The organism is uncultured Psychrobacter sp., assembly GCF_947495825.1.
Taxonomy (GTDB): domain Bacteria; phylum Pseudomonadota; class Gammaproteobacteria; order Pseudomonadales; family Moraxellaceae; genus Psychrobacter.
Map to the genome: position 1 here is coordinate 442,495 of NZ_CANMAH010000001.1, position 26,154 is coordinate 468,648.

General features: G+C 39.4%; 22 protein-coding genes and 1 pseudogene. 4 read left to right on the top strand and 19 right to left on the bottom strand.

All coding sequences use genetic code 11. From position 1 onward, the window contains the following. Positions 1 to 83: 83 nt before the first annotated feature. The gene (locus Q0895_RS01815) at positions 84 to 1,787 is read right to left on the bottom strand and encodes a 5-guanidino-2-oxopentanoate decarboxylase (protein WP_299185066.1); all 1,704 of its coding nucleotides are present in this window, start codon (positions 1,785 to 1,787) and stop codon (positions 84 to 86) included. 168 nt (positions 1,788 to 1,955) lie between these two features. Further along, entirely contained in the window at positions 1,956 to 2,927 is a 972-nt protein-coding gene (speB, locus tag Q0895_RS01820; RefSeq protein ID WP_299185067.1) for an agmatinase, read from the bottom strand. 217 nt (positions 2,928 to 3,144) lie between these two features. On the opposite strand from speB, the gene Q0895_RS01825 reads away from it, so the two are divergent. After that, complete coding sequence (locus Q0895_RS01825; RefSeq protein ID WP_299185068.1) at positions 3,145 to 4,050, top strand: LysR family transcriptional regulator; 906 nt, start codon at positions 3,145 to 3,147, stop codon at positions 4,048 to 4,050. Between the two features lie 115 nt (positions 4,051 to 4,165). Here the strand turns inward: Q0895_RS01825 and Q0895_RS01830 are convergent, their stop codons facing one another. From Q0895_RS01830 to Q0895_RS01870, 9 genes are all read right to left on the bottom strand, one after another. After that, positions 4,166 to 4,504, bottom strand: coding sequence for a RidA family protein (locus Q0895_RS01830; RefSeq protein WP_058368998.1), 339 nt, complete (start codon positions 4,502 to 4,504; stop codon positions 4,166 to 4,168). 64 nt (positions 4,505 to 4,568) lie between these two features. Beyond that, positions 4,569 to 5,816, bottom strand: a complete 1,248-nt coding sequence (locus Q0895_RS01835; protein ID WP_299185071.1) for an FAD-dependent oxidoreductase — start codon at positions 5,814 to 5,816, stop codon at positions 4,569 to 4,571. Positions 5,817 to 6,263: 447 nt separating this feature from the next. Continuing rightward, positions 6,264 to 6,686, bottom strand: a complete 423-nt coding sequence (locus Q0895_RS01840; protein ID WP_299185072.1) for a hypothetical protein — start codon at positions 6,684 to 6,686, stop codon at positions 6,264 to 6,266. 2 nt (positions 6,687 to 6,688) lie between these two features. After that, positions 6,689 to 7,186: a M23 family metallopeptidase gene (locus Q0895_RS01845; RefSeq protein WP_299185073.1), complete on the bottom strand. Its 498-nt coding sequence runs from the start codon at positions 7,184 to 7,186 to the stop codon at positions 6,689 to 6,691. A gap of 145 nt (positions 7,187 to 7,331) precedes the next feature. After that, positions 7,332 to 7,712, bottom strand: a complete 381-nt coding sequence (locus tag Q0895_RS01850) for a hypothetical protein (protein WP_299185074.1) — start codon at positions 7,710 to 7,712, stop codon at positions 7,332 to 7,334. A gap of 638 nt (positions 7,713 to 8,350) precedes the next feature. Further along, complete coding sequence (locus Q0895_RS01855) at positions 8,351 to 8,905, bottom strand: hypothetical protein (protein ID WP_299185075.1); 555 nt, start codon at positions 8,903 to 8,905, stop codon at positions 8,351 to 8,353. After that, complete coding sequence (locus Q0895_RS01860) at positions 8,883 to 9,605, bottom strand: TIGR02594 family protein (RefSeq protein WP_299185076.1); 723 nt, start codon at positions 9,603 to 9,605, stop codon at positions 8,883 to 8,885. Before Q0895_RS01860 ends, Q0895_RS01855 begins: the two co-directional genes overlap by 23 nt. Before the next feature lie 144 nt (positions 9,606 to 9,749). Next, on the bottom strand, positions 9,750 to 10,160 hold the full coding sequence (locus Q0895_RS01865) for a DUF5991 domain-containing protein (protein ID WP_299185077.1): 411 nt from the start codon (positions 10,158 to 10,160) through the stop codon (positions 9,750 to 9,752). Positions 10,161 to 10,176: 16 nt separating this feature from the next. Then, entirely contained in the window at positions 10,177 to 10,452 is a 276-nt protein-coding gene (locus tag Q0895_RS01870) for a hypothetical protein (RefSeq protein ID WP_299185078.1), read from the bottom strand. 156 nt (positions 10,453 to 10,608) lie between these two features. Between Q0895_RS01870 and Q0895_RS01875 the strand changes: the two are divergent. Further along, positions 10,609 to 11,684, top strand: a pseudogene (locus Q0895_RS01875) (IS3 family transposase). Between the two features lie 55 nt (positions 11,685 to 11,739). Next, positions 11,740 to 12,192: an IS630 family transposase gene (locus Q0895_RS01880; protein WP_299185080.1), complete on the top strand. Its 453-nt coding sequence runs from the start codon at positions 11,740 to 11,742 to the stop codon at positions 12,190 to 12,192. Positions 12,193 to 12,269: 77 nt separating this feature from the next. On the opposite strand, the gene Q0895_RS01885 is transcribed toward Q0895_RS01880, so the two are convergent. The 8 genes from Q0895_RS01885 to surE all read right to left on the bottom strand — a co-directional run bounded on the left by Q0895_RS01885 (position 12,270) and on the right by surE (position 24,860). Next, a complete protein-coding gene (locus Q0895_RS01885; protein WP_299185082.1) occupies positions 12,270 to 12,869 on the bottom strand; it encodes a hypothetical protein in 600 nt (199 codons plus the stop codon). Between the two features lie 58 nt (positions 12,870 to 12,927). Then, entirely contained in the window at positions 12,928 to 14,127 is a 1,200-nt protein-coding gene (locus Q0895_RS01890; protein ID WP_299185083.1) for a hypothetical protein, read from the bottom strand. A gap of 198 nt (positions 14,128 to 14,325) precedes the next feature. Further along, positions 14,326 to 15,030, bottom strand: coding sequence for a hypothetical protein (locus tag Q0895_RS01895; RefSeq protein WP_299185085.1), 705 nt, complete (start codon positions 15,028 to 15,030; stop codon positions 14,326 to 14,328). Between the two features lie 11 nt (positions 15,031 to 15,041). Then, positions 15,042 to 17,384, bottom strand: a complete 2,343-nt coding sequence (locus Q0895_RS01900) for an N-acetylmuramidase domain-containing protein (RefSeq protein WP_299185086.1) — start codon at positions 17,382 to 17,384, stop codon at positions 15,042 to 15,044. Continuing rightward, positions 17,384 to 20,365: a contractile injection system protein, VgrG/Pvc8 family gene (locus Q0895_RS01905; protein WP_299185087.1), complete on the bottom strand. Its 2,982-nt coding sequence runs from the start codon at positions 20,363 to 20,365 to the stop codon at positions 17,384 to 17,386. The genes Q0895_RS01900 and Q0895_RS01905 overlap by 1 nt, the downstream gene beginning before the upstream one ends. A 169-nt stretch (positions 20,366 to 20,534) precedes the next feature. Next, positions 20,535 to 22,718, bottom strand: a complete 2,184-nt coding sequence (locus tag Q0895_RS01910) for an ATP-dependent helicase (RefSeq protein WP_299185089.1) — start codon at positions 22,716 to 22,718, stop codon at positions 20,535 to 20,537. 241 nt (positions 22,719 to 22,959) lie between these two features. Continuing rightward, entirely contained in the window at positions 22,960 to 23,757 is a 798-nt protein-coding gene (locus Q0895_RS01915) for a peptidoglycan DD-metalloendopeptidase family protein (protein WP_299185091.1), read from the bottom strand. Between the two features lie 209 nt (positions 23,758 to 23,966). After that, positions 23,967 to 24,860: a 5'/3'-nucleotidase SurE gene (gene surE / locus Q0895_RS01920; RefSeq protein ID WP_299185093.1), complete on the bottom strand. Its 894-nt coding sequence runs from the start codon at positions 24,858 to 24,860 to the stop codon at positions 23,967 to 23,969. A gap of 684 nt (positions 24,861 to 25,544) precedes the next feature. Between surE and Q0895_RS01925 the strand changes: the two genes are divergently transcribed. Next, positions 25,545 to 25,991, top strand: coding sequence for a hypothetical protein (locus tag Q0895_RS01925; RefSeq protein WP_299185094.1), 447 nt, complete (start codon positions 25,545 to 25,547; stop codon positions 25,989 to 25,991). The last annotated feature ends 163 nt before the right edge of the window (positions 25,992 to 26,154 follow it).

Below are 26,154 nucleotides of genomic sequence, written 5' to 3' on the forward strand. Positions count from 1 at the left end.
CACAAACTCTTTACATTAAGAGATAGCTGATAAGTCTTATCTATTTAATAGTAGATAAGTGCTTGTCTTTTAAATAAAGTAAGCTAGCTAAAACTTTTATAGGTCTTACCCATCTTTGTTAAAAACTCATCGGCTTCGTCCACTTCATAAATGATTGGCTGCTTACCGTTGATATCCTGTTGCAATGCTTCTACTAGCTGCTGCTTATCGGTGATTCTGCGATAGCCTGCGCCAAACCCTGCGGCCAATGGCTCAAAATTAGGTGTTTTGATATTGACCCCAATCAGTGGCAAGCCGCCCTCCTCCATATAACGGCGAATCTCACCGTAACCTTGGTTGTTCCAAAGTAGGACGATCAATGGCAGCTCAAGCTCGGCCGCGCAGATGAGTTCTGCAATAGTAAACTGAACGCCGCCATCGCCGATAAGGCTAATGACAGGTGCTTTTGCGCCAATCATAGCGCCAATGGCGGCAGGCAAGCCGTACCCTAAGGTGCCAAACCCCGTCGATGAGTTAAACCATTTACGGGTCGCTAATGCTTCAAAGCCAAGATTGCCACTATAGACAGGCTGCGTTGAATCACCAACGAAGATGACGTCTTCTACTTCATCGCGAATGAGCTTAAGTAGTGCATTTTGACCTGCAAAGTCTGGCGTCATCGCTTCTACCAATGCCTGCTTTGCCTCGGTTACGCGCGTCGTTGCTTGATGATTAAGCTGATGACCTTCTAAACGTGTGCATAGGCCGCTAATGGCCATTTGTGCATCGGACAATACCGCGATATCTGCTCGAAACGGACGCTGCAATTGCTGAGCGTCGCAGTCGATACGAATGAGTGTGCCGTTGATTTGAAACTCGCCATTAAAAAACACATCGTAATCAGTCTCACCAAGCTCTGTACCGATCGCCAGGACCACATCGGCCTCGCTAATGACGGCGCGTCCTGCCTCTAAGGACTGATTGCTCCCCAAACTCAACGGATGGCTAGGTGGCAACAAGCCTTTGGCATTGATGGTCAAAAACGTCGGCGCATCGATAAGCTCTGCCAGCCTTTGTGCATCGTGATCGACATCGACGCAGCCGCCACCGTAAAGCAACACTGGATTTTTTGCGCGGTTTAGCTGCTCAATGATCAAATCAAGCTGTGCAGGATTGGGCAGTGGTCTTGTGACCTGCAGTCGCGCCAAACTTGCTACACTATTATCGTTTTTAGGCGGTTTAGCGACATGACTGGCATCAGCGGTAATCACATCGATAGGTAGCTGAATATGCACTGGTCCCGGACGCGCGCCATCAAACATGGCAAAGGCTTCGGCGATAACTTTGGGCAAGGCTTCAGGCTCCCAGATGGTTTTGCTTGCAAGCGCGACCTTACTGACCATGCCTTGCTGATCGTGCAGCTCGTGCAAGTGCCCTTCACCGCTACCCGTATCTTTGACTTTATTGACACTAGAAATCACTAGCATTGGAATAGAATCTGCCAACGCTTGCGCCATGGCTGTCATGATGTTGGTCATGCCAGGGCCAGTGATAATAAAGCACACACCAACTTTGCCAGACGCGCGGTAATAGCCGTCGGCCATAAAACCTGCGCCTTGCTCGTGACGCGGGGTCACATGGCGGATATCGGTATTGGGCAAACCACGATACAGCTCGACCGTGTGCACACCTGGGATACCAAATACGGTCTCAACCCCATAATACTCCAGCCACTGTACGAGTAGCTCACCGCAGGTCAGGGACGAGGTGTCTGGCGATAAAGAAGGCGTTTGCGTTGCTTGCGTCATGAGTCGATCTTCCTAAAAAAATTCACTAAATATTCGGGCAATTATCAAAACGGTATCTCAAAACAACCCTTATGTTATTTATAAAGGTTGCTTGTTAGAGAGATATTTTTTCAAAACTGTCTTTTTAGAACAGCCCCTTTCGATAAGAGTGGTAATTCAAACCTGTGATTAGTAGACTGCTTTGACCTTATCGTCATAGCGCACACCTGGCAAGATACATAGCATCTCAAACAGCAAGTTTGCTGCTAGCACTGAGGTGTTACCAAACGGATCGTATGGCGGTGACACTTCGACCAAATCGCCACCGACCACGTCAAGGCCGCGCATACCGCGAATAATCTCGATACCTTGTGTGGAGGTTAAACCGCCAATTTCAGCCGTGCCCGTGCCAGGTGCAAACGCTGGATCAATGCCGTCGATATCGAAACTTAAATAAACAGGTCCATCTCCAAGCTTTTCACGCACTTCTGCCATGAGCGGCGTAAGCGACTTGTACCAGCACTCCTCCGCTGGCACCACGCGAAAGCCTTGCTGGGTTGACCAATCAAACTCTTCAGCACTATAGCCGGTGCCGCGCAGGCCAATCTGTACCACACGGTTGCCATCGATTAAGTTTTCTTCGACAGCGCGGCGGAACGGGGTGCCGTGAGCGATTTTTTCGCCAAACATATCGTCATTAATATCAGCATGAGCATCGATATGCACCATCCCGACAGGGCCGTGTTTTTTGGCAAGCGCACGTAGAATAGGCAATGCAATGGTATGATCACCGCCCAAGGTTAACGGAATCGCGCCATGACTGACGATATTATCCGTGTAGAATTTTTCGATGATATCGACGCTTTTTTGCAGGTTAAAGGTATTGATTGGCACATCGCCAATGTCAGCGACTTGTAAAGACTCAAAGGGCGCTGCACGCGTGGCGACATTATAAGGGCGAATCATACGTGACTCATCACGAATCTGTCTTGGGCCCAGTCTGGCACCACTACGGTTTGATGCGCCGATGTCCAAAGGCACGCCTACAAAGGCTGCATCCAAGCCTTTGGCGTCTGCTTGCGTCGGCAGGCGCATCATAGAGGCAAAACCGCCAAATCTTGGCATATCGTTGCCGCTTAATGGTTGATTGAATTTCATCATTCACATCCTTGTTTTATCTGATTTACGGTAGGCAATTTGTTATATGCTTTGACAATACCTAAATACCGGAGTATAGACCATGGTAAAATTTAGAAGTAAACTTCTGGTTTTTCGTAGTAACTTTGATTTATTCGTTATAATTAGAAGTTTACCAAAGTTTTAGAGAGGTATTGTAGCTTAAAAAATTGATGGAATAAGGACTGGAGTATAACTCTTAATGCTAGATGAACTAATAAAAATAGACATCAAAACCTTACGCAGCTTCATGGCTATTGTAGAGTGTCAGGGTGTGACAGCGGCTCAGACGCGCTTAAATGTGACCCCTTCTGTCATCAGCGGTCATTTAACGCATTTAGAAGATCGCTTGGGTATGACGCTCTGTCATCGCGGACGCGCGGGGTTTAAACTGACCGAGGATGGCGCGGCAGTCTATGAGGCCTGTTTGAGCTTTACCGAAGCAGTTGCCAGCTTTCAACATCAATTGCATTATATTCGGCAATTAGACTCTGTTCATGGCGGACATATTCGGCTGTGTCTCATCGATCAGATGCCAGCGTTTTTTTATGAGGCGTTACAACAGTGCTTATCTACAAGCTATAGTAAGAATCCATTGATTCACTTCTCTATCGATGTGCAAAGCCCAGAGAGTATGCTAGATAAGCTTTTGAGCAACGAGAGTGATATTGGTGTCGGGTACTTTGGCAGCTTTCCTCCTCTATTAACTTTTAAACATGCCTTTGTTGAAAAGCAAGTGGTCTGCTGTGGCCGCAAGCACGTCTTGTTTAATGAAGCAGAAGGCTTGACTTTTGAGGACTTAGAACAAAACTACTCATGGATCAAACGAGGTTACATTACTGAGCATAGCATTAACCATATTCGCCCTAAGACACTGAGCGCCACCACTTATCATATGGAGGCAACAGCACAGTTGATTCTTGCAGGTCATCACGTCGGTTACCTACCAAATGATTTGGCAAAGCGTTATGAGGGAATGGAAATGATGAAAATTTTATTACCTGATGAGGCAAGCTATGAGGTGAGTCATCATTGGGCTTATCGACAAAACCTGCACAAGCAAGTTGGTGCTTTTTTGCAACAAATGCTTAGGCTATTGGATAAGTAAACATATTAGCTTTATCAGCTTACATTTATTAAAATGCTATTGAAGCATAAAAGCCAAAAAAAGGAGACAATATTAATATCATCTCCTTTTTTATACAAACTTTATAACCAATCAATTACTCGGCAGCGATGGCGATCATCTCAACCAAGAGCTCAGGACGTGCCAGCGCTGACTCACCACAAGCACGAGCTGGTGGCTGAATACCTTCAAACCATTCATCCCATACTTCATTCATCGCAGCAAAGTCTGCCATATCTTTTACCCAGACCGTCACTGATAGTAGTTTTGATTTATCACTACCTACTTCTTCTAACAATGTTTGTATCTTCTCCAAACAAGTCAATGTCTGCGCTTTGATGTCGTCATCGCTATTGCCCACTTGACCACATAAATATACCGTTTGGTTATGTACAACGATTTTACTCATACGTTGATTACTATGTAGCTTTTTCATCGTATTAAATCCTTAATTTATTAAAGTACTTGAATCGGTGATGACTCAGTTAAAAAATAATCGCTTAATTAGAAAAACGCTGAGCGCTAAATGGTGCCAAATCGACCAGTACCGGCTTTTCATGAATCATCTCTTCTACGACGCGTCCTGTCATCGGCCCTAACGTAAAGCCTTGATGACTGTGACCAAAGGCAAACCATAGCTTGTCATGCTTGGGCGCAGGGCCAATGACCGGCTTCATATCCGGCATACAAGGACGCGAGCCTGCCCACGCTTCGCTCTCGACAGCATCATCTAGCGGTAGAATTTTGCGCGCGAATTTTAGGACGGTCTGCAATTGACCAAAGTTTTTTGGCGCGTTCATAGTGGTCATCTCAGCACCAGTCGTGATACGAATGCCTTGCTGCATTGGCCCCATAACAAAGCCTTTATCCATATCAAACATACTATGATGGATGGTGTTTTTATCCGTTACTTTAAAGTGCTGATGATAACCACGCATCGGGAACAACGGCAGGTTGTAGCCAAGCGGTCTGATCAGATCATTTGACCAAGGGCCAGCCGCGATGACCAATTTATCACTATAATAAGTGTCGTTATCAGTAACAATTTTCCAGCCTTCCCCCTCTTGTACGATCTCTTTTACATCGCTCTCTTTGATCGTACCTTTCATCTCTTGGAAATTTTTTGCATACGCTTTTACCAAGGCGCTTGGGTTAGATACTTGCCAAGAGTTTTTCCAATGAATTGCTCCGACAAAACCATCAAAATTAGCACTTGGCTCCATCGCTTTTAATTCTTCAAGGTTTAGTACGTTATGCTCAACACCTTGCGCGCGAGCATCAATAGCTGAGGCAATCGCTTCTTTAAAGGTGTCTTCAGAACGATGCAGCTGTAACCAACCATCACGAGTAATCAGCTCATCAGCGCCGGACGCTGTAATCATGGTCTGATGCTCACTTGTACAATGTTCAATCAATGTCTGCCATTCAGCCTCGATTTTTTTGACTGATGCAGGCGAAGAGTATTTCCAATACTGCAATAGCGCTTGATGATAACGCAGAATGGCTGGTATGCGATAACGAATGTCAGTACCTTGGTTAGGCAATACTCTAATCATCTCAGTGATCTGACGCGGGAAAGGATGTGTATGAATCGCTTCGCGCTGGATCAAACCAGCATTGCCATATGAGGTCTCTGACCCTGGCAATTTTTTGTCTAACAATAATACCTGCGAACCATTATTTTGCAGGTGCCACGCAATCGACGTGCCAACCATACCAGCACCAATAACAATAACCTCATAGCGCATAGAACATCCTTTCTTGATAGGTAGTAGAGTCTTGCAAATTAGGGGGTGATAATAACGCGAACCTGATAATTAATAAACCCATATTTGACGGATTTTTTTGCTATTAGGTACTTTTGGTTATGAGCATCTAAAGAGAGGTAAATTGGTAGGAATAATAGGGTCATTAGATATATATTTGATGCGGAAGCTAGTTCGCATGGCTCATAATGAAACTAAACAGCACTATGGCTGTGAGCGATTGCATGCTCATCTTGCAGAGCAAGGCCATCATATCAGTTAATACATGGTCAGACAGGTTTGGGCTATAAGACGCCAAGACAGATGAGATTTGATTATTATTGTCAAGCTGCGTAATTAAAACCTTCCAATTTTAGTTGTACGGATTTGACGGCAGGGGTTAGAAGGCTACCTGAGTGGCAAATAGTATACATTTATTATGAAGTCTATCTAAAGCTCTTCACTTTGTGCTGCATAAGTGTTTAAGGCATTAGTGCACATATCAGCGGTTTCATATATAAATTTGTACCAACCTTCAGAATCCTTATACAGATGAATACCTGAATTTTGTATTAAGTCTTCATCATATTTACAGTTCATTGCCGAGAAGTCTTTAAGATTAAGTTTTTCACATTTTCGCTCTTTGTCAGATAGTAATGGCTCAAAGCCCCAAACTGTTAAGCTACTACTAATACTCATAGGCTTCGCTTCGTCATGTGAGCATACCGATGTAAAGTTAGAAATGGGTATTTTTGATGTTACTTCGATTTCGTTCAAATTTGTACTTGGATTAGCTGGTTCTGTAGTTGTACCACTGTTATAGCAAGAAGACAGTATCAACATAGAAGAAAGAAAAAAAGAAAAGTTTTTCATGATTATTTATCCGCATTATCCAAAAAAGAATTAGGATTGATTAGGTCACTTCTAGCTACCTCATCTTCTGCTTTGACTTTTATCGAACCCGGTGCCAATTCTCCATATCTAATAATATGGTTTTGATGCTTAATAGTCACAAAATCGGTGCCCGCATAAAAGCTACCAGTACTTAATACGACACCTGACTCCATTGCTCTTACAGTTGTTCCAGTTGGCGCATATAAATCTGCTCCCGCATTTTTGCGTTTACCGCTTGAACGATTACTTCCAAAAGATCTCATGCCTGATTTGTAATCTGCAGTTGCATTTATTGGCAACGGGTATAAGTAGTTTTTAGGCTTTCTAGCCTTATAAACATAAGGAATACCATTTCGATCAGCACTTGCTGTAATGACATCTTTCTTAACTTCCTTACCGTTTTCATACACCAGTACGGTTATATCAACACCTACCAGCGAATCGTGTGTTCTACCTCTCGTACCATCTTCTCCGGCCACAGAAGTGTTCTTGCCATATATAGTAGACTGAGTAATATATGAAAGTCCCGATAGTGGCTTATTTGTTGCTTCATCAACGAACTTTATAGTGATCCTAGCTTCATCTAAGGCAACCTCAAGCGTCGGCCCTGTTTCTGTCTTTTTTTCAACCTCTGTTACTTGTCTGGGGAGTAGTCAATGCTTCTTGATTTAAGATATCTGAGGCATCGCTAATATCTTCTCTAGTGATGTCTGTGCCTATGATCATAGTCCATTGTTTGGAGCCATAGGTAACGATGGCGGTAGTTTGCGCTCTATCTTGTCCATCGATAACGGTAAGCTTTTGACCAGCAAGAGCTTTTATAGTGCTAATACCTTGACGGTTGGCTCTTTTTATAGCAGATTGTCTGCCACGATATAGGGTTTTAAACTCGTAATGGGGTATGGGTTGATTGTTGTTATCGACAAATTTGATACTAAAGGAGACAACAGGGACTTTAAGTACTTTGGTCTGTCCGTTTAAGTCGCCTGTGACGGGAAATGACATGCTGTAAATAGATTAGTATTTCCTATACATGCAGACTTAGTTTAAATAAGAGTAAAGTCTAAAATTAGAAAGGACATTTAATAGGTTGTTCATTAGCTAAAAAAGACATTTGATAGTTGAAAATATTATTAACGCATATTTTAACATTATCTATATAATCAAATTGTTCAGCTGTTTTAAATATATTATAGTCAAAGTTTAAAATTTGCTCTGGACTTTCAATATTCAGATCTTTACTTATAAAGTTTATCAAGGCTGTTCTATCTTTAACTTTAATTTTAAAATATTCAATCCCTAAGTTATTTGTCTTAAAACCTAAATCTACTTCTTCCTCACTTACACCGTCAAGATAAGATCTTATAGAAAAATCTAAAGAATCACTTGTATTTGATTGCCTAATAATATGTTCAGACGTGCTAAATGACTCTATATCTTTACTGTCAAAGTAAATTTTTATTTCTAATGCTGTATTTTTATAAAAATCATTTATGGTATTTAACTCTTTCTCTTCTTCAATACTATGATTAACAGCATCATGGGTGCAAGATACTAAAAGTAAAAGACCTAATAGGAAAATTTATATCTTAAACATGATTCTAACCTTCAAATTACCAACAATATGTTTTTAAATATAACTATTAACCGACTAAAATACATCGAACCCGTGTGTTTCCGCCAATTGTCTCTTCTATAGTTGAATAAGTTAATTCTATATTATGCTTCTGTAAAATACTCTTATTGATTGAAGGCTTACCTTTTAAAACAATATAATATCCAAAATTTTCACTATTTCCATTTTGAGCAAAACTAGAAATCCTAAGTACTCTCACACCGAATTTATTGAAATCGGTATCCATATTTTTAGATATTTCATTTTTCGTTTTCTTAAATGTACTATTTATTGATTTTACATTTTTTACTTTATATCTATTTCCAATGATAAACTGGCTATTTCTTTGCTTTATTGATGAATTTTCCAAAAGATTCGTATAAAAGCTTATTAGTTCTCCACTTGAGGCGTTAAAAGAACAGTTCAACGTAGATTCGCTTATTAAGTATTGAACATCAATCACTTCACTTGAGTTCAATTGATTATCGTGTATTTCTGCCTGTGTGCTGGCAGATGTGATTAGCAGTAGAAGTACAATCCAACTAACCGTTTTCTTTACACTATCGAGTCGAGGTAGAGTCATGGGAGTTTAGTCCTTGATCAATTAAAGATTGGGTATCAACTATAGGTGCTGGTTGCTGAGAGTGTGAACCCCAAGCTTTTTTAGGATAGTAATAAATATACGTACTACTTTTTCTACTATCGAATGCTATCATTTGATCTTGGTTACCTCCCAACCTGTAGAATCTATCCTTATTTTTTCTACCTATTACAAAACATACATGACTAACTTCTTTGCTTACTGCAATTGCACCATACACTGGATTCTCAATTCTTACGAAGTTAACAGTATCTTTCTTAAAGGCTTTAGCTCTTACTTTATCATAAGGATCATTAGTGGTGACCATTGGATAACCAGAATCTTTTAAGCAGTAGTTCACAAAAGATGCACACCAAGCTTGAGCAGTACCTACAAGTGATTTATAGCTACTGATACCTACTAAATTATGATAATTGTCTTTTATATTTTTCTCATGAGTACCTTTCCACTGTTTACCTTCACGAATAGCTATTCTCATCCATGGTGCAATATCAATTAAGCTATTATTTGTGGGGATTTGAACAACTTGTGAACAGGTGATTTTAAAATCCTTATGCTTTAGGCCATCTGTCAAATAATGATTGACTGCTTCTGCTATTTCAGACTTCATGACCTTACCGTCATTGTTAGGATCAATTTTATTTTGAGGGTAAGCTTTTACTCTTAATTCTTTTAACTTCAAAATAATATTATATAAATTGAAGGTTGATTGAGCAAGGCTATTAACATTTTAATATAAAATTATTTTTTTGATTTCTTGAGTAAAATTTTTTTCAAGTTTGGGAGTGTAATACTTTTAAATATGATTCAATATATTGAAAGAAAACTATTCTATCTTTTCAATATAGTAAGAATAGTTATCACCTTCTAAATAATAACTCATATCTATGAAAAATTTATTTTCATCAGTTTTTCGAATTGTACCAAATTTTTTATCTTTTTCTATGTCATAAATCTCAATACTATTGTTATCAACCGGTTTTATATAGCATCTTAATTGTTTATCTGTTTGATATCCCTCCATACTAATTTGACAAATTTCTTTAGATATTTCTAAATTATAAAAAACACCAACGCCAGTTCCAAGTTCCTCATCAGTTTGATAGTCATCGTACTCATACATACCATAAAATTGTGAAGCATAATTTTTTGGAGTATTTGAAATACTATCAATCATTGATGGATTAGAACAAGAAATTATTCCAATCATAAATGTAAGCAGTATAATTATTTTCATATAAATCCTTATTAACTTAAGCTTTAAACTCACATCTTTTTAAATTTTCACTTCTAATGTAACTTAATAACACTAAAAAAGAACTTTTATTATTTCCATCTTTCAATAAATCTGTAATAGTGCTTTTCTCTATCACTGGTTCTGACTCAATAAAAAGTGGCTCTTTGTATTTGTTTTCAGTGATAGTAGCATTAATTAAATTTTTATTATTAAAAATATATTTGTATTCATAGCTCCCATAATCCGAATAGCTTTTCCCTTGAAGTATACATCTATCATTTTTTAATAACAAAATAAAACTTTCACCTTGTGGGAAAATTTCTGATGAGTCAAATTCAATTTCCTGAAGTCTAGTAATATTGTCATTGGAGTAGCTATGTAACTATCCCCTAAAATAACACAGCTCAAACGTAGAATTTCTTATAAAATACCCATAAGGAGTTTTGATATGAGCAAACGAATGACCGAGACCCAAATAGTATCGATATTAAAAGAAGCAGACGCTGGGATACCTGCTAAAGAGCTATGCCGTAAATACGGTATTGCTAGTTCGACATTTTATAAATGGCGATCCAAGTATGGAGGCATGGAAGCGCCTGACGTCAAACGCTTAAAAGAGCTTGAAGAAGAAAACCGTAGGCTTAAACAGATGTATGCTGATTTAAGCCTCAAAGCGCAAATGTAGGAAGAGATCATAAAAAAGCTATAGCGCCTGCTTGCGAGCGCAAAGTGTGGGCGCAAGAATTGCAGGCGCAGTATGGTGTTAGTATTGCATTGAGCTGTCAGGTGGTCTGTATGAGTCGAACTGCTTACTACTATATGCCTAAACTATCTGATGATAGTGAGATTATTGATGTCTTAAATGAGCTAACAGATAAGCACAATCGTTGGGGTTTCCCAAAGTGTTTTAAGCGTATACGCAAGCTTGGCTATTCATGGAATCATAAGCGCGTACATCGTGTTTATACAGCGTTAAACTTAAACCTACGCCGTAAGTCTAAAAGACGGCTACCAACACGTAACCCTCAGCCGCTAAGTGTACCAAATACATTAGGTCATACTTGGTCTATGGATTTCATGAGCGACAGACTACACAACAATATTCGCTTTCGAACCTTTAATGTGATTGATGATTATAACCGCGAAGTACTCGGCATTGATATTGGTACCAGCATTCCCTCACTCCGAGTGATTCGCTACCTTGACCAGCTAGCCGAGTGGCATGGCTATCCTAAGCAAATTCGTGTGGATAACGGCAGTGAGTTTACATCCAGCATATTTACTGATTGGGCATCAGCTCACAGTATCTATATTGACTATATCGAGCCTGGATGTCCTTATCAGAATGCTTATATTGAACGGTTTAATCGTAGTTATCGCAATGAGGTTTTGGATTGTTATTTATTCAATGATTTAAATGAAGTCGGTCAACTGACTGAGGAATGGATCAAGGTTTATAACACCGAAAGACCCCATGATTCACTTAATGATATGACACCTGCTGAGTACAGGCAGGTGGCTTAATTATTCTACGATGATGTTGTGTTAAGAATGGGGTATTTACACACGCCCTATTTATATGGATGAAAGCGGCTTTGAGCAAGAAGTTATCAGAGCTTTTGGCTATACACCAGTAGGCAAACCTTGCATCGATATCTATAACTATCAAAAAACAAAAAGAACTAACGTCATCGGGGCGCTATATCGAAAAAGCTTGTTTGCCGTGGACATATTTCCCCATAACATCAACTGGCAAGTGGTTTACGACTGGTTTAAGTATAACGTCATTCCAAAGATTGGTCGCAAATGTGTCATCGTCATGGATAATGCCAGATTTCATAAGAACAAACGTATCAAAAAGCTATTAAACCGACATGGTCATCGCATACTCTGGCTACCGCCTTACAGCCCTGATCTAAACCCTATTGAGAAGAAGTGGGCTGAAGTAAAAACGCTCAGGCAAGGCTGGGGTGAGAATAATCTAAATCATTTATTCAGCAATGTCTGCTGTTACAACTTTAAGTTGGATTGACTATATATTGAGTTAGATTGTTTAATTAAATGAGGACATGGACATTTCAAAAATTACTTATATGAAGTTAAATTGAACTAATAAGCGTTGCAAGGACTATGGTCATCAATATAGTTAGTTACCGTTACTATGCTAATAGTATTAGGATCGCTATCTGAAACATGAAAAGTAAATGCATTACCTTGGTTGTCAGATTGAGTTGTATAAGACTTAGTTGTTACATAGTAACTTTCATCGCCCATATTACTTGTTGACTCATGATATTCAACCTCAGGATGAGTAAGCATAAGTTTAGATACTTTATCACCTACTTTGAAACCTTTATCAGTTTGATAATTGGAGCTAAAGAAATCGATTGAAATCAATTTATCTTTTAGACAAATCAATTGTAAATCTGAGTTGCTACCGTTTGTATAGCATTCATCGGTAGATCGTTTTAGTTTTAGATGAGTACCTAGTTTAGATTCAATACCTTCAATAGTATCGAGTAGAGTAAAGTTTTTAGTACCACTCGCGGTAATAATTTTATCGCTGACAGTATTGGTTCTAATAGTTTTTACATCACTACTTTTCTTGAAATTACTTTGCACTTCTGTTGCTTTAAGATCACCTGAATAATTATTGTTTATTTTTTCAGCACAAGATGCTAATAATAAGGTTAAAAAGATAGGTAACATTGATAATCTTATAAGCATATATACACTTTTAACTTTCTAACAATTAAAAAATTACCCATTAACCACAACCTTCAAAATAACGAATATGTGGCTCAAAATTAAGACTCATGCTTAAAACTTTCCCAGTAGACATATCATAACGTATACCCGTTTTTTTAGAGTTATCGGTCCAATAGATAAATATAGGGTCGTCAGTATGCGGACTATCCAATATTTCATCAGGTTGCTTGTCATGTAACTTCAACACCGTTTCAATACTATCTCCAATTTTGACACCTGTATAAGACTTAAATATATTACCGTTTGATATATCATTACCACCAATATTAATACCAGTAATAAAATCATTAACAACTTGGAATGATAATGTATGTTTATAATCATTATATTGTTTTGATGTAGTAAAGAAACAGTTATCAACGCCTTCTAAATAACTTAGCTCATCATCAAATGCATTCGGTTCGAATTTTTGTCCTAGAGAAATATTACTAATACCATCTTTATTTAAAACATATTTTTTTTGATCAAATTCAACCAACTGAATACCTTCTGATGTATCCTCCATTTTACTACTAATCAATTCTTTGGTCAGTGAGCTGGAATAACTGTCTTCTTCAAGATCTTTAAGACGTAACCAACCTGTTTTTGAACCCTTTATATAAGAGGTCTCTACCCAATTATCCTTAATAGATAGCCCCTCAATCTCATCACCTGCTATAAAATATGATGAAGTCTTAGAATTAATATTAGGTCTCTTATGTATAAAAGCTTTATCTACACTAACTATATGAGTTGAATATTCATCACTCAGCAAAGTATTACACTTTAGTCCAGAATTGAATGCATATGATGTAGTTTGACCTTCTGCGTCTGTTAATTCTAAATTTCTAATGAAATTTTGAGACATTAAAGTTGCTGTGTACCCTTGATCGTTCTTGTATATACGAGTGAATTCAAGTAGGCGACTCTCATCTGTTTGTATATCATTGATACTTGTCAGTGTGAAAATACTATAGCTATTTATTCTTAATTCTTCAAAATTGTCATTATAGTAGATATTTATTGATTCGCTATTATCTAATAAGCATTCTAGTGTCTTCGTATCTGAAACTTGAGAATAGTTAGATGGTTTTTTGCTTTGAGCGTTAGTTGAAAATGATGCAACTTCCTCATTTGAAGTATTAACAGATTTCTCACAACCTAAGCTTAGGAATAATGTGGAAGTAATTATCAATATATGTTTAACTTTTTTCTTCATAATTACTTGTCCTAGGGTTAGTATAGCTTGCGGCTTTATTAAGTGAACACCTACAAAGCTTTGCGAATATTTTAATACCTACTTAAAAAACATCAGAGTGCTTTTCACTGATCATGTTTCTAAAATTCAAACGAAACAGTTATAGTAAGACTACAAGTCAAAAAATATACGGATAAATAGTTTATGTATTATATTAGCTCAACAAAAATTTATACTTTTACAACTTAACCATAAATTTTCTTTTGACTCGTTATCTACTTTATACCATGTTTCTCCTTGAACTCTTTTATTTTCAATAATATAAAAAATTTCACTTGCTGATAGATATTTATCGGTTTTTTTCATTTCATCATCAAATAAAGATATGGTTTTATTAGTTTTCAAGCGTTGAGTATTACTATTGCATTGATTTTCTAATTCTGTAATATTGAGCATTAACTCCTTAATTGAATCAATATCTCTAACTGGGTTTTCTACGAAACATCCATTTATTAAATTAGAAGCCTTAATATTGTCAATAAGTTTGTTATTTTTTAACTCTATAATCCTAGTTATTGTAAAATAACGATTATCTGGTGTAACTTGCTCTAGTGAGAAAACATAAAAAGTTGCAGTTGGCGTTGTTATTATCTTTGTGTAATTTTTTTTAACACAAGGAAGAAAGTATTCTTCTTGCTTACTACCAGCTAAATATATTTCAGATACAATATTACCTTTAACATTCAATATGGCTATACAATTATTGTTAATTTTCTCTAATTGTATATTGTTATCAATTGATTCTTTAGGAGTCTTTTCTACTTTTCTCTCAGAGATAGTGTTTATCTGACTTACCTCTTCTGAGTAGGAGTTACAAGCTACTAGATTGATGACTAATAAGCTAATTACGGTTATAAATTTCATTGTAGCTCTCATTAAGGTAACTTAGATGGGGTGTTCTTGAACTCAGTATAGTAAGTAGACATTTTTTTATCGTACTCATTTTTTTTATAATCAGGACCATTGTAGTTACTAGCAAACGTCTTCCAATGTTTATTCTGTAATGCTGTTTTCATTGTTGGATGTGCACTAACGAAGTTCACAAAGGCTTCTAGATGCTCCTTCTCACTTTTAAACATTTCCTTAACCATCGATTGTACATCAGAGAAACCAGAAGCTTCAAAATTTGAACCAAGAATTTGAAATTTACCCCAAGAACATGCCTTTAAGGCAGCTGATAGGTTAAGGTCTATTGCTTCTTCAAGTTTTTCGTACTGAGCTGAGTATAAACCGTACTTAAATTCTCCATATTTAGCTGAAAGACGAGGATGTGAACTATCGAATTTTGAATTAGTATGTGATCTGAACTTATGTGCTTCAAAAAGTATACTTGGGAACGTATTACCCTTGTGTTGTCTAAAAGCGTCTGCTTTAGTTTCTGCCTTTGCTACAGCCTTAATTGCTGCTACTTCACATCCTAAAGTTTTAGCTGCACTTTGATAATCTGATGCATTAAGGTTTTCACCGCTGTAGAGAGGAATGCACTTTGCAAGAAAAGAGTTCTTTTCGTTATTTTCAGGAACTCTAGATACAACATCAATATCTTTAATGTTCGGCACTAGCCCCTGAAGATGAAGATGGTTATCATGTCCAGCATGATCTTTGCAATGTTCAAAAAGATAATTCTTCAAGCCAGCTTTAGGGTTAGTAAAATATACACTAAGCATTCTTACTATAGAATCATCAGCTCTTTTTCTTTTACCCCATCCAAAATCATGAAAAGTATTAACTAATTTCACATTTCTCTCATGATCGTATTGAGAGTCGTAATCATGATTGTTTAATATCATTTTTAGCGCTTTTTTATCTTTTCTTAAATATCTTACATCAATACATTTACCATTAGTATGACTACTACTAGGGCCAGGACTTCCGTCAATTTTACTGGCTCCGTTAAAAGAGATATCATCATATCCTAATTTGCATAGTGCTCCTAAAAATGTAGCCATTGCAACCCCAGATAAATAATAGCGTTGATACTCTTTAGAATTCATAAATATATTATAGCCAATTTTGCCTTTTCTATATTTTGATAGCCTTTTCTCTTTCTCTGCTGCTGATAATTCTTTGCTATTATCATTAATTTTACTACCGCCAAACTTACTACTTTCTTCGTCTCCACCAATGTTGACTAGATATACATTATCACCACCTCCATAGCGTTTTATCTTTACATATTCCGTCTTTCCTAGGTAATGCTTACCGCCATTTTCATCATAATAAATAAATGCAGCATACCCAACAGCTTGTTTGTTAGCACGTTCTATACGTCCATCGAAATAAATATGATAAACAGTCGTATCACTGTCATAGGTAACTTGTTCGGTAGGGTTACCCTTTTGATTATTGCCAGTTTCTTTCTTCACATCTAATTTAGGTTCATCAACTTTACCCTTATTTTGGGGAGGATTGGTATTAGATGGTATAGTATCCTCCTTATCATCAAATACTTTATCATATAGCTTCTCACTCGCATCAGAGATACTCTCTACCGCATCAATAGTCTCATCTATTATTTTTTGTTGACCTTGTTTAAGTGATTCTTCTACTCTGTCAATCATAGCGTCTGCTTTATCAACAGTACCTTTAACACCCTCCAAAACATTATCATACCAAGGCTTATCTGAATCGCTTTTAGGGTCTACTGTAGCTGGTTTAGCTGGCTTAGTTGGTTTTGATTTAGAAGGAAATTCTTCCGTAGTTTCTTTACTCACGTCACCTATTTGAGCAGGAACCTTTAGCCAATCATCTTCATAAATTTTATGAATGCTTTGTATCTTTGGATTTAAGCGTTTCAACTGAGCTACATTAGTATTATGTTTCTTAGCAATACCTTCTAAAGTGTCACCTTTGACTACCTGATAGTCCTTACGCTTAATACTACCTGGGCTTTCACCATGTTTTTTTAGTTTTGAGTCGATTAAAATAGCGCTAACTCTTGCTCTCATTTTAAGTTTGCTTTTCTCAGTTGAAGGTAGCGATAAGCTGGCAACCCTTTGAAAGTCTTTTGTTCCTATTTTTACATACAGACATACGTTAGTATTTATTGGTTTGACAAATTCGTAAGTTTCACCTTTACTATTAGTCTTACCTTTGACTAAGTGATGCTCTTTTTCATTGGCAACTGTTGTAACCTTATATTCAATATTTTTTAAGAGTTTGCTGTTTGCATCGAGTAATATGAATCCTGCCGTAATTTTCTTTTGACTGTTTGACATTATTTTTCATCCTCTAAAAAATCAATGTCTTCTTCTGGTGCTAGGCAGGCACACTCTTCATCTGAGTACTCAAATTCAACGTTTTCAACGGCTTCAGACTCCTCCTCTTCTGTATCAATTTCTATACTCCAGTTATCTAGATATCCCACTAGTACTTCAGCGCCTTTAGACTCCATAGACATCAATCTATCAGTCCGCCCATGCGCATCCAATGTTCCTTCAACAATCTGGCCATCATCCATCATCGCAACATAATCAACTTCACTAAAATCTCTATGATAAAACAAATCATAAACATCTAGCTTATTACTAAACAGCGGAACGGTCTCAGGCATCATCGGTACAGAATAGTTTGCCCTTGCTCCAGAGACTAGCGCTTTCTTCACCGCCTTTATCTTAATCTCCCCCGGGCAAACGAGCTTAATCCCGCTCTCATCAATCGTCAGTGACGCCCCCGCGCTGGTTTGCAGCTTGATACGTTTAGGACTTGCGATATTCACCTGTCCCGACTCGCTACCGATGGTCATGGATTGCTGGCTGTGCAATTGCAGCTCACCCCCTTGTGCTTGTATCGCTAGCGGCTTTGTGTTGGCGCTGATATGCAGTCCTGATAGCGCAGCCTGTCCGGCTATCCCGGATAATGACTCGATAGTATCTGCCGTTAAGGTATAGTTGCCTGCCACCACATCCGATTGGGTAGCGCCTGATTGGCGTACGATGGTCTTGGCTGTGGTTAGGGTGTTGTTGCTTGATGCCAAAATACTGTCTTTGCTGACTACTAGTACATCGGGTGCGCCTAAGACTTCAGTTTGTAGCGTGTCGTCCATCACTTGCGCTGCGGTTTTAAAAGCTTCTATCGATTGATTAGCGGTCTTCATGGCTTTCGTCGATTGCAAGTGTGCTTGCTTAGCCTCTGCTAAGGTCTCACTCAGCTCTGTGCCAAGTTTCAGCTGGCGTTGTCCTGCGTCGTTGACCCACGCCGATTCATGCTCGGATTGACTGTGCCGGATCCCAAAGGTGGAGAGCAGTACGCCACTGTCTGCTGCGGCTTGCAAACCATGATCGGTGGCGAGGTTAACCCCGTGACCGCTTATCGTTGATTGATGGTTGCTGTAGCGATGGCGTAGGACGCCAAGCTCGAGGATGTGCTCATCTGGGGCAAAGACCGCTTTGTTGGTGGTCGTTGGGTGCTGTGCGTTAGCATGGGCGTTGGTATTAACGCTCCACTGCATGCCGATCTTGCTTGGGCTGTCATCAAAGAGAAGGCTGACTTCAGATTGATCGTTAAGTCCGTATTGAGCGATACCGGTTAACCAGCCGCTATGCGCGTCGTCATCCTTGATTTGCGAATGTTCCATACCGCCACCATGCCATCTTGGTGAGGATCCGTTTTGTAGGTTATGTCTATTAGCCAGCCCCTCATCGCGGTTGGTGATGTCTTTATTATCGGTGTCACCCATGCCGATACCGTCATAGAGGCTGCGGCTAATGAGCGGACTGTCTTTATCCCCGTACCAGTGGTTAAGTAGCACTGATTGTCCTAGCCTTGGGGTAAACTGCCAACCGTGAGTCGTACCTGAGGACAGTTGTAGGGATCTAAGCGGCGGGGTTACCCCATCATCATGGGGACTGATACCAGCAGATACCGGAGTGGTGATGGTGCGCTGCAGACCGTCATCGGTCACTTGTGAAGCGTAGCTTGGGGTCGCTGAGGTAGTTTGATCACCAGTACGGGCTTGGGTGACACCGGTATAGGTGCTACTGACAAAGGACTGCAAGCTTGGATAAGGACAGTAAGGAATAGCGGAGTCTAGTAGCGTGGCGGTTACCCAGATACCAGTGTCTCGGGCGATGTCGTAGCCATGCTCGGGTATGGCACTAAGTGCTGTTTGCGTTGCTCGCTGGACGCTGCGCATAAGCCAGTCTTTTATCAGCGTTTGATTGTGGTAGGAGACGCTATCACTGTTAGGTTCGATACCGACGATGGTCATGCTGGTACAGTATGTAGATAAACGACCAATAGAAGGTAGGCTGTTGATGCTAACTTGGCTACCGATATATAGGCCGCGCATGGCACCAGTGGCGGTATAGTATTCTCTATGGCAACCATTGGCGCGTAACCATTGCTCAGCTAAGCGGGTAGCAGACGCATCGCTGTGCACTCGAGAGGGCGCCCCAAGTAGCACCGCGGTGTCATCAAACGCTAAGGGCGAGTCGTCATCTGCCACGCCTTCATAGATAGTATCAGCGGCGAGACCATCTGCGCGTACCATCACTGTACGGCTGCCTAATTGCTTGGCACTCATCTGTAGCGTATCGACGCTGTCTTGACCTGACTGTACTGATGACTTCTCGTAGTGATAGTCAAGTGGTGATAACTTATTCTCATCTAGCGCACTGACTAAAGACCAATAGCCAAGCTTGTCCACTGAGTCACCATCTACCCAATATGTGGTGACCCCAATATCGGCAAGCAAGCCGGTAATAAAATCATAGTCACTCACATCAGATTGGGTGCGAATACTAAGCGGTGCGGTCAGTTGCTCTGAGGACAATAGTTGCTCTGAGACTTGCCAATCAAAGTTATAATCGCTAAGAATGGCGGAGATAATATCGAAGGTGGATTGGTGGGTAAAGCTGCGAGTATGGATAGACTGGGTGAGTTGCCAGTCAGGCGTGATGATGTCAAGGGTGTAAAAATGCATGGCACCATCGGAATGCTGATAGCTGATGGCATTGATGAGTCCACAACGACAAGTAGGCTCTCGAGCTGTAGATAACGTAGTTAAACAAATAGGTTTGCTGATTAAGGATAAACACGAATTGGCATCTAAGAAATCATAACTGAACACCAGTATATGACTAAACAAGCTTTGATTAAGGCTACTTGTCCAAAAAAAGGCGTTCGGATAAAGTGAGGTAGTCGCTAAAATGTCGCCGCTGACGTTGAGTTGGTGCAGACGAGCAGTTTGTGAAGGCATAAATGAAGTCTCATCATTGCTACAGTAAGAGCAAAACTGATATTTTATCGACAAAAGTTAATAAAATATCTAATGAGAAAAGTATAGGGTTTATTGAAACATTGTCAAGTATTAGTGACTTGATAATATCCTTCTTGTAAAAATGAATAATTCAAAACTACCCTGATTTTCACCACCATACTGGATCATCACTTGCCAAAGTTTCCAACAGTTTCCTAGAGCGCCTAACCTCAACCTCATTTGTAGACAATTCAGCAATAAAACGTGACGGCTTGTCAAAGTAACCTGAATAACTAGAAAAATAGTTTGGCGCAGTTAGGAACAGGCCAATCTTGGCACGACTACAGGCCACATAAAATAATTTGCGCTCCTCTTCTAGCTCTTCAAAATCATCTAACGAGCGGTGATGCGGAGTAATACCATCGACCAATGAATTGACAAAGACCACTGGCCATTCAAGCCCTTTAGCACTATGAATGGTCGAAATCGTCACTTTATCTTTATCCTCTTCTGGCTGACTGGTCGTCGCTACTGAATCATTGGGCGGATCGAGTGCTAAGTTTTCTAAAAAATTATCAAGGCTACTATGTTCTGCTGCTAAGTTTTTAAGCACTCGAAAATCTTCACTACGCTCACGCCAGTTTTCTTCAATTAGCTTTAAAACAGGAATATAAAAATCCAGAATATACTCAATGACGGTCTCAACCGACTCTGCTTGATTCGCCTTAGTAAGAGTATTGTATAAAGGTTTAAGCTGCTCGCTTTTTTTAGCAAACTTTGCCGTGAGCAATGGTTCAAATGAATTATTATCGGCATTAATCGCTTGAGTCAAACGCGTTGCAGTGACTGCCCCTACGCCTTTAAATAAGGTTAAGATACGGTGCCAAGCAATGGTGTCATTTGGATTATAGAGGATTTTGACAAATGCTAGGACATCTTTGACATGCCGTCTTTCAATAAACTTAATCCCGCCTACCACGATGAATGGAATGTGACGCTCCATAAATTCAAGCTGTATATAGTTAGATTGAAAAGAGGTGCGGCACAGTACCGCAAAATCGTTGTAATCATGGTCTGGTTTTAGCGCCATGATTTTATCAGCGATGTATTTGGCCTCGCGGGTTTCATCACTCAAACGACTAAATACTGGCTTGTCACCTGTTATGCTCGCATTCGAATAAAGCTGCTTTTGATAGCCTAGCGTGATTTGTGCAGACAGTGCATTGATATAATTTAAAACAGCAGGCGTACTGCGGTAGTTTTGCTCAAGCTTGATAAGCTTGGCTTTAGGATAAGTCTCACCAAAAAGTAGAATATTTTCATAGTTTGCGCCGCGAAACGCATAAATACTCTGATTGTCATCGCCAACGACCATCAGTGACACCGATTCAGGCTCACAAATCAAATCTATCAGCTGCTTTTGCGGGATATTGGTATCTTGATATTCATCAACCATGATGTAGCGATATTGACTTTGTAGCATTTGGCGAAAGGTATTATTAGTCTTTAAATGGCGTACGACTTGGCTAATAATGTCATCAAAATCGTAGAGATGATTGGCGCGCTTATACTCATGGAAATCAATGGCTAACTGCTCAATAATATGAATATGTACAGCGATATCAGGATAATTGCTTTCGATTAAGTCGCGGATATGGATGCGTCTATTTCTAGAAGTGGAGATGATATTTTGTAAGGTCTTTTTACGCGGAAAGGCTTGGCTTTTGGTTTGCGCAGGATATTTTTTTTCTTTATAAATTAAATCGATAGCGTCTTCACTATCACCTGTATCCAAGATAGTAAATCGTGGATTGATGCCGAGCAGCCCTGAATACTGACGCAACAGCATGTTGCAAAATGAATGAAAGGTGCCGCTAGTGATATCGTTTAGTGCTTTGCTGGTCGGTAGTCTGTCTTCTGCCAAGTCATCGTCTGATAACGTATCAGTTAATAAGACTTTGGCGCGACTTTTTATTTCATTCGCCGCTTTGCGGGTAAAGGTTAGTAGCAAGATACTTTTAGGGTTCACGCCATTTTCTAGCAGATAGCTTGTGCGGTAGGTTAACGTTTTGGTTTTACCAGAGCCAGCACCAGCGATGACCAACACCTTCCCTTCAATAGTAGTGGCTGCAAGCAGTTGGTTTGGATTTAGCTCACTGGCATAGTCCACTTTTGACCCCAAATCACTACTCAATCTTTGATTTAGCAGCTCAATACTTGCATCGTTATTAGCATCTATTAGATTTGCCTCAAGCTTTTTAATCGCTTTTTGCAGACGCGTAAGCTTGGGTTTTATCTCCTCAAAATTCTGCGGATACTTATAGCTTTGCGTGTCAAAAATCGTAGTAGTCATTATAAAATATGGCCTTAAATTTCAGTCAAAAGCTGTCTAGACAAAAAACAAGCTTGATTAACAATTTATCTCTAAATTATTTCGACAATCTATAAAAAAACCTATCACCACTTTTCATAAGGCTTTGCAACGATATGAAAAGTAGTGACAGGTTATAAGTATACGGTAGCTCTTAAGTCGCTGCTCTCTAACTTAGGCTAAATAATACCTAGGTTAACCAGCAGTTTAGTTGAATAATGCCTTAACGTCCCAAAACGGCACGCGGATCAATAGGATTACCATTTAGGCGTACTTGAAACTGTAGTGCTACTTGATTGGTCTGGCCACTACTACCCATACTGGCAATACGTTGACCACGCTGTACTGCTTCGCCTTCTCTAACCAGTAGTTGGCTATTATGCGCATAAGCGGTAATGTAGTCACCGCTATGACGAATCATAATAAGATTGCCATACTCGGTTAGCCCATCGCCCGCGTATAGTACCGTTCCACTTTGACTGGCAAGTACTGGATCACCTTCTCTACCGGCAAACCACATACCCATGTTGCCAGATGCAGCATCAAAATTACGAAGGACTTGATTACGGCTAGGATACTCGTAGCCAGCGGTCGAATTGGCAGTCACTTCATAAACAGGTGCCGAGCCAGTCGTAGGCGGCGGAGTGTATTGCGATGGCGGTGTCGTAGGCGTAGTGGCAACATTGTAGTTGTTATTACGTGCAGGACTTGCAGGCGCGCTTTGTTCACCATGCCAAAGCTTAAGCCATTGACCACTATAGATAGTATATTTACTATCAAGGCCGTTCAGCGCTCCGATTTGACGATAATTTAAGCGATAACGTGCAGCAATCTGGCTAACCGTATCGCCACGTTTTACAAGATGATAGTTAGGGACACCTTGACTATTGGTAATAATTTTAGGAGCTGGTCGTGCAGAATTTTGATAGGTCGGCTTAGTAGCGCAGCCTGTCATCGCAACCGCCAGCGTTCCGACTAAGGCAGCAGTCGCTAACTGCGACCCAGAAATAAGATTTTTCATACAAGGTTTCCTATTCTTCATAGTGCTCACGTTCTTTATAGTACTTACAGTATAGTGCTCACGTTTATCGTGTTGTTATCTTTACCGTTTATAGAGTTATACCGCCGCTATTATACTCATAATAAGACTCTATTTATAGGATACGACTCTATTTATAAAAGCAGCTAAAAGTAGCCTCTGTTTCAGCAAACCTTAATTATAATCATAAATTATAAGGCTAAAGCCGAAAACTTATTAAGCGTAGACGCTGGAGTATGATGCAAGCGTACGGGTGATAAGCTAATATAACCTGCTGCTACTGCCTGATCATCTGTATAAACACTTGTGTCATTACTGTCTGCTCTTGGTTGACCTTCAAGCTTAGGATTATCACTGACAAAGTCATTCACAGAGCGGTCAATAGACGTATTAATAGAAGCGTCCACATACTCTTTGGACGGCAGATTCTGGCATTTTTTTAAACACAACCAATAAGCATCACGGCCACGTGGGTCGACCATATGATATACAGGCTTCTCTATTAGACTATGTCCCAAACGCGTGATTTTGCGTCCCATAATATCCTCAGCCGTATCTACGTTTGGAATATTAATATTAAGCACATGATAAGGCAAACGCTTGAGCTCCTCTAATACAGGCGTTTTGGTCAATATCTTGACGATCTCGTTTGCTGCCATTTGATAGTGGCTGGTTTGATCCTGTCCGTCACCTTTAATCCTATGACCCACCAATGAAGTTGCAATCGCTGGGACGCCAAAGAGCTGAGCGGTCAACGCGGCACCAAAAGTACCCGAAAACAAAACGTCTTGCCCTAAGTTTGCGCCTGAATTAATACCTGTGATGACGCAATCAAACTGAGTATCAGCATAAAGCTCATGTAGCGCAAGGTAGACACAGTCTGCAGGTGAGCCATTAACTGCAATAAACCCTGATGGCAAGACATGAGGATACAAAGGCTGAGAGATATGAAGCGAGCTGGCACTACCGCTCTGCTCTTCATTGGGTGCAACGACTATGACTTCTCCGATTTGGCAAAGGGCTTGGTATAACGCCAACAATCCTGGCGCGTGTATTCCATCATCATTACTGATTAAAAACTTCATGGCAGCTCAATATAGTTATATCTTATTTTTTGGCGACAGACTTAAATATCATCACCGATTACTAACGTTTTATAACCAGCTATCTCATAGATATTAGCGATTAAAAACAAGTAGCATAAATCAATACTTTAATTTAAAAGACGACTTTTGTGTAACACCGCTTAACCGATAAATAAAGATATAGAAGGTGAAAAATGAAAAACTTGTAGTGACATATCATGGTCTAAAATAGACTTATCAGCATCACAGTAATTGTAGTAATTAAGCCTATATGTATCGAGTTACTGTACGGCGTGGAAAAAGATTATACCTTAACCGAGCATAGTCATAAACAAACCTCTCACTTACTGCCTTAAAATCAAGTATAATCAAACAGTTGAGTCTACACTCGCAAAAAATTGTCCATGCATTTAGTCTTTCATAATTTGATTTTGCGAACATATATATCAACAACAGTTGGTCGCTTTTTAGCCTATTTTTTCGTTACAATAGGCAACAACGAACAACAATAGAGTGTTATCTATTAAGGCTTATGTAACTTAGGGACAGATGCTACTGATATGTTGCTATCAATCGGCCTTAGGTCACAATATATCTACACATAAGTCAATATTTTATGTGACTTTTATTTTTTTTCCCATTACCATAACACCATTAAATAACGTAAAGCGAGTGTGATACCGAATGAAGAATCAATCGATATTATCTATAATTTCTACAACGACAAGAATAGTTACAAAATCAGCTTCAAAGATTGGCATTATTGGGTTAATAGCCTCTGCTTCAATGTTAGCTCAAACATCCAATGCAGCTAGTGATAATGTATCTACCATTCCTCTGGATATGTCTGGCGTTAGTATTACTAAACATGAAATTGCGGTCATGCAAGTACTATCTGAAATTTGTCCACCGATGTTAAACAAAAGACAAAGACAACGTTTTTATAAATCTTATAATATACAATTGCATGAGCTTATGCCGTCTTTAGAGGATCCAAAGGCTGCTATACAATATTTATCAACGCAACAAGATTATCGTCAAATTTTGCAAAGTATTCGTAGCTGGACGCTTGGGTTCTCCAAACAAGACAATAAAGCCCTATGCGAAGACTTAGCAAATGCACAATACTAACTGCTAACTGCTAACTGCTAACTGCTAACTGCTAACTGCGCGCAAAATATTCTGACTAAGCGCTTAATTATATAAGTATAAAAGTGTTAGTCAGTCGCTAATACGCCTTGCATAATAATTTGTATAAACCAAGTTTGCTCCTTTCACTTTAAAAATTAATCGT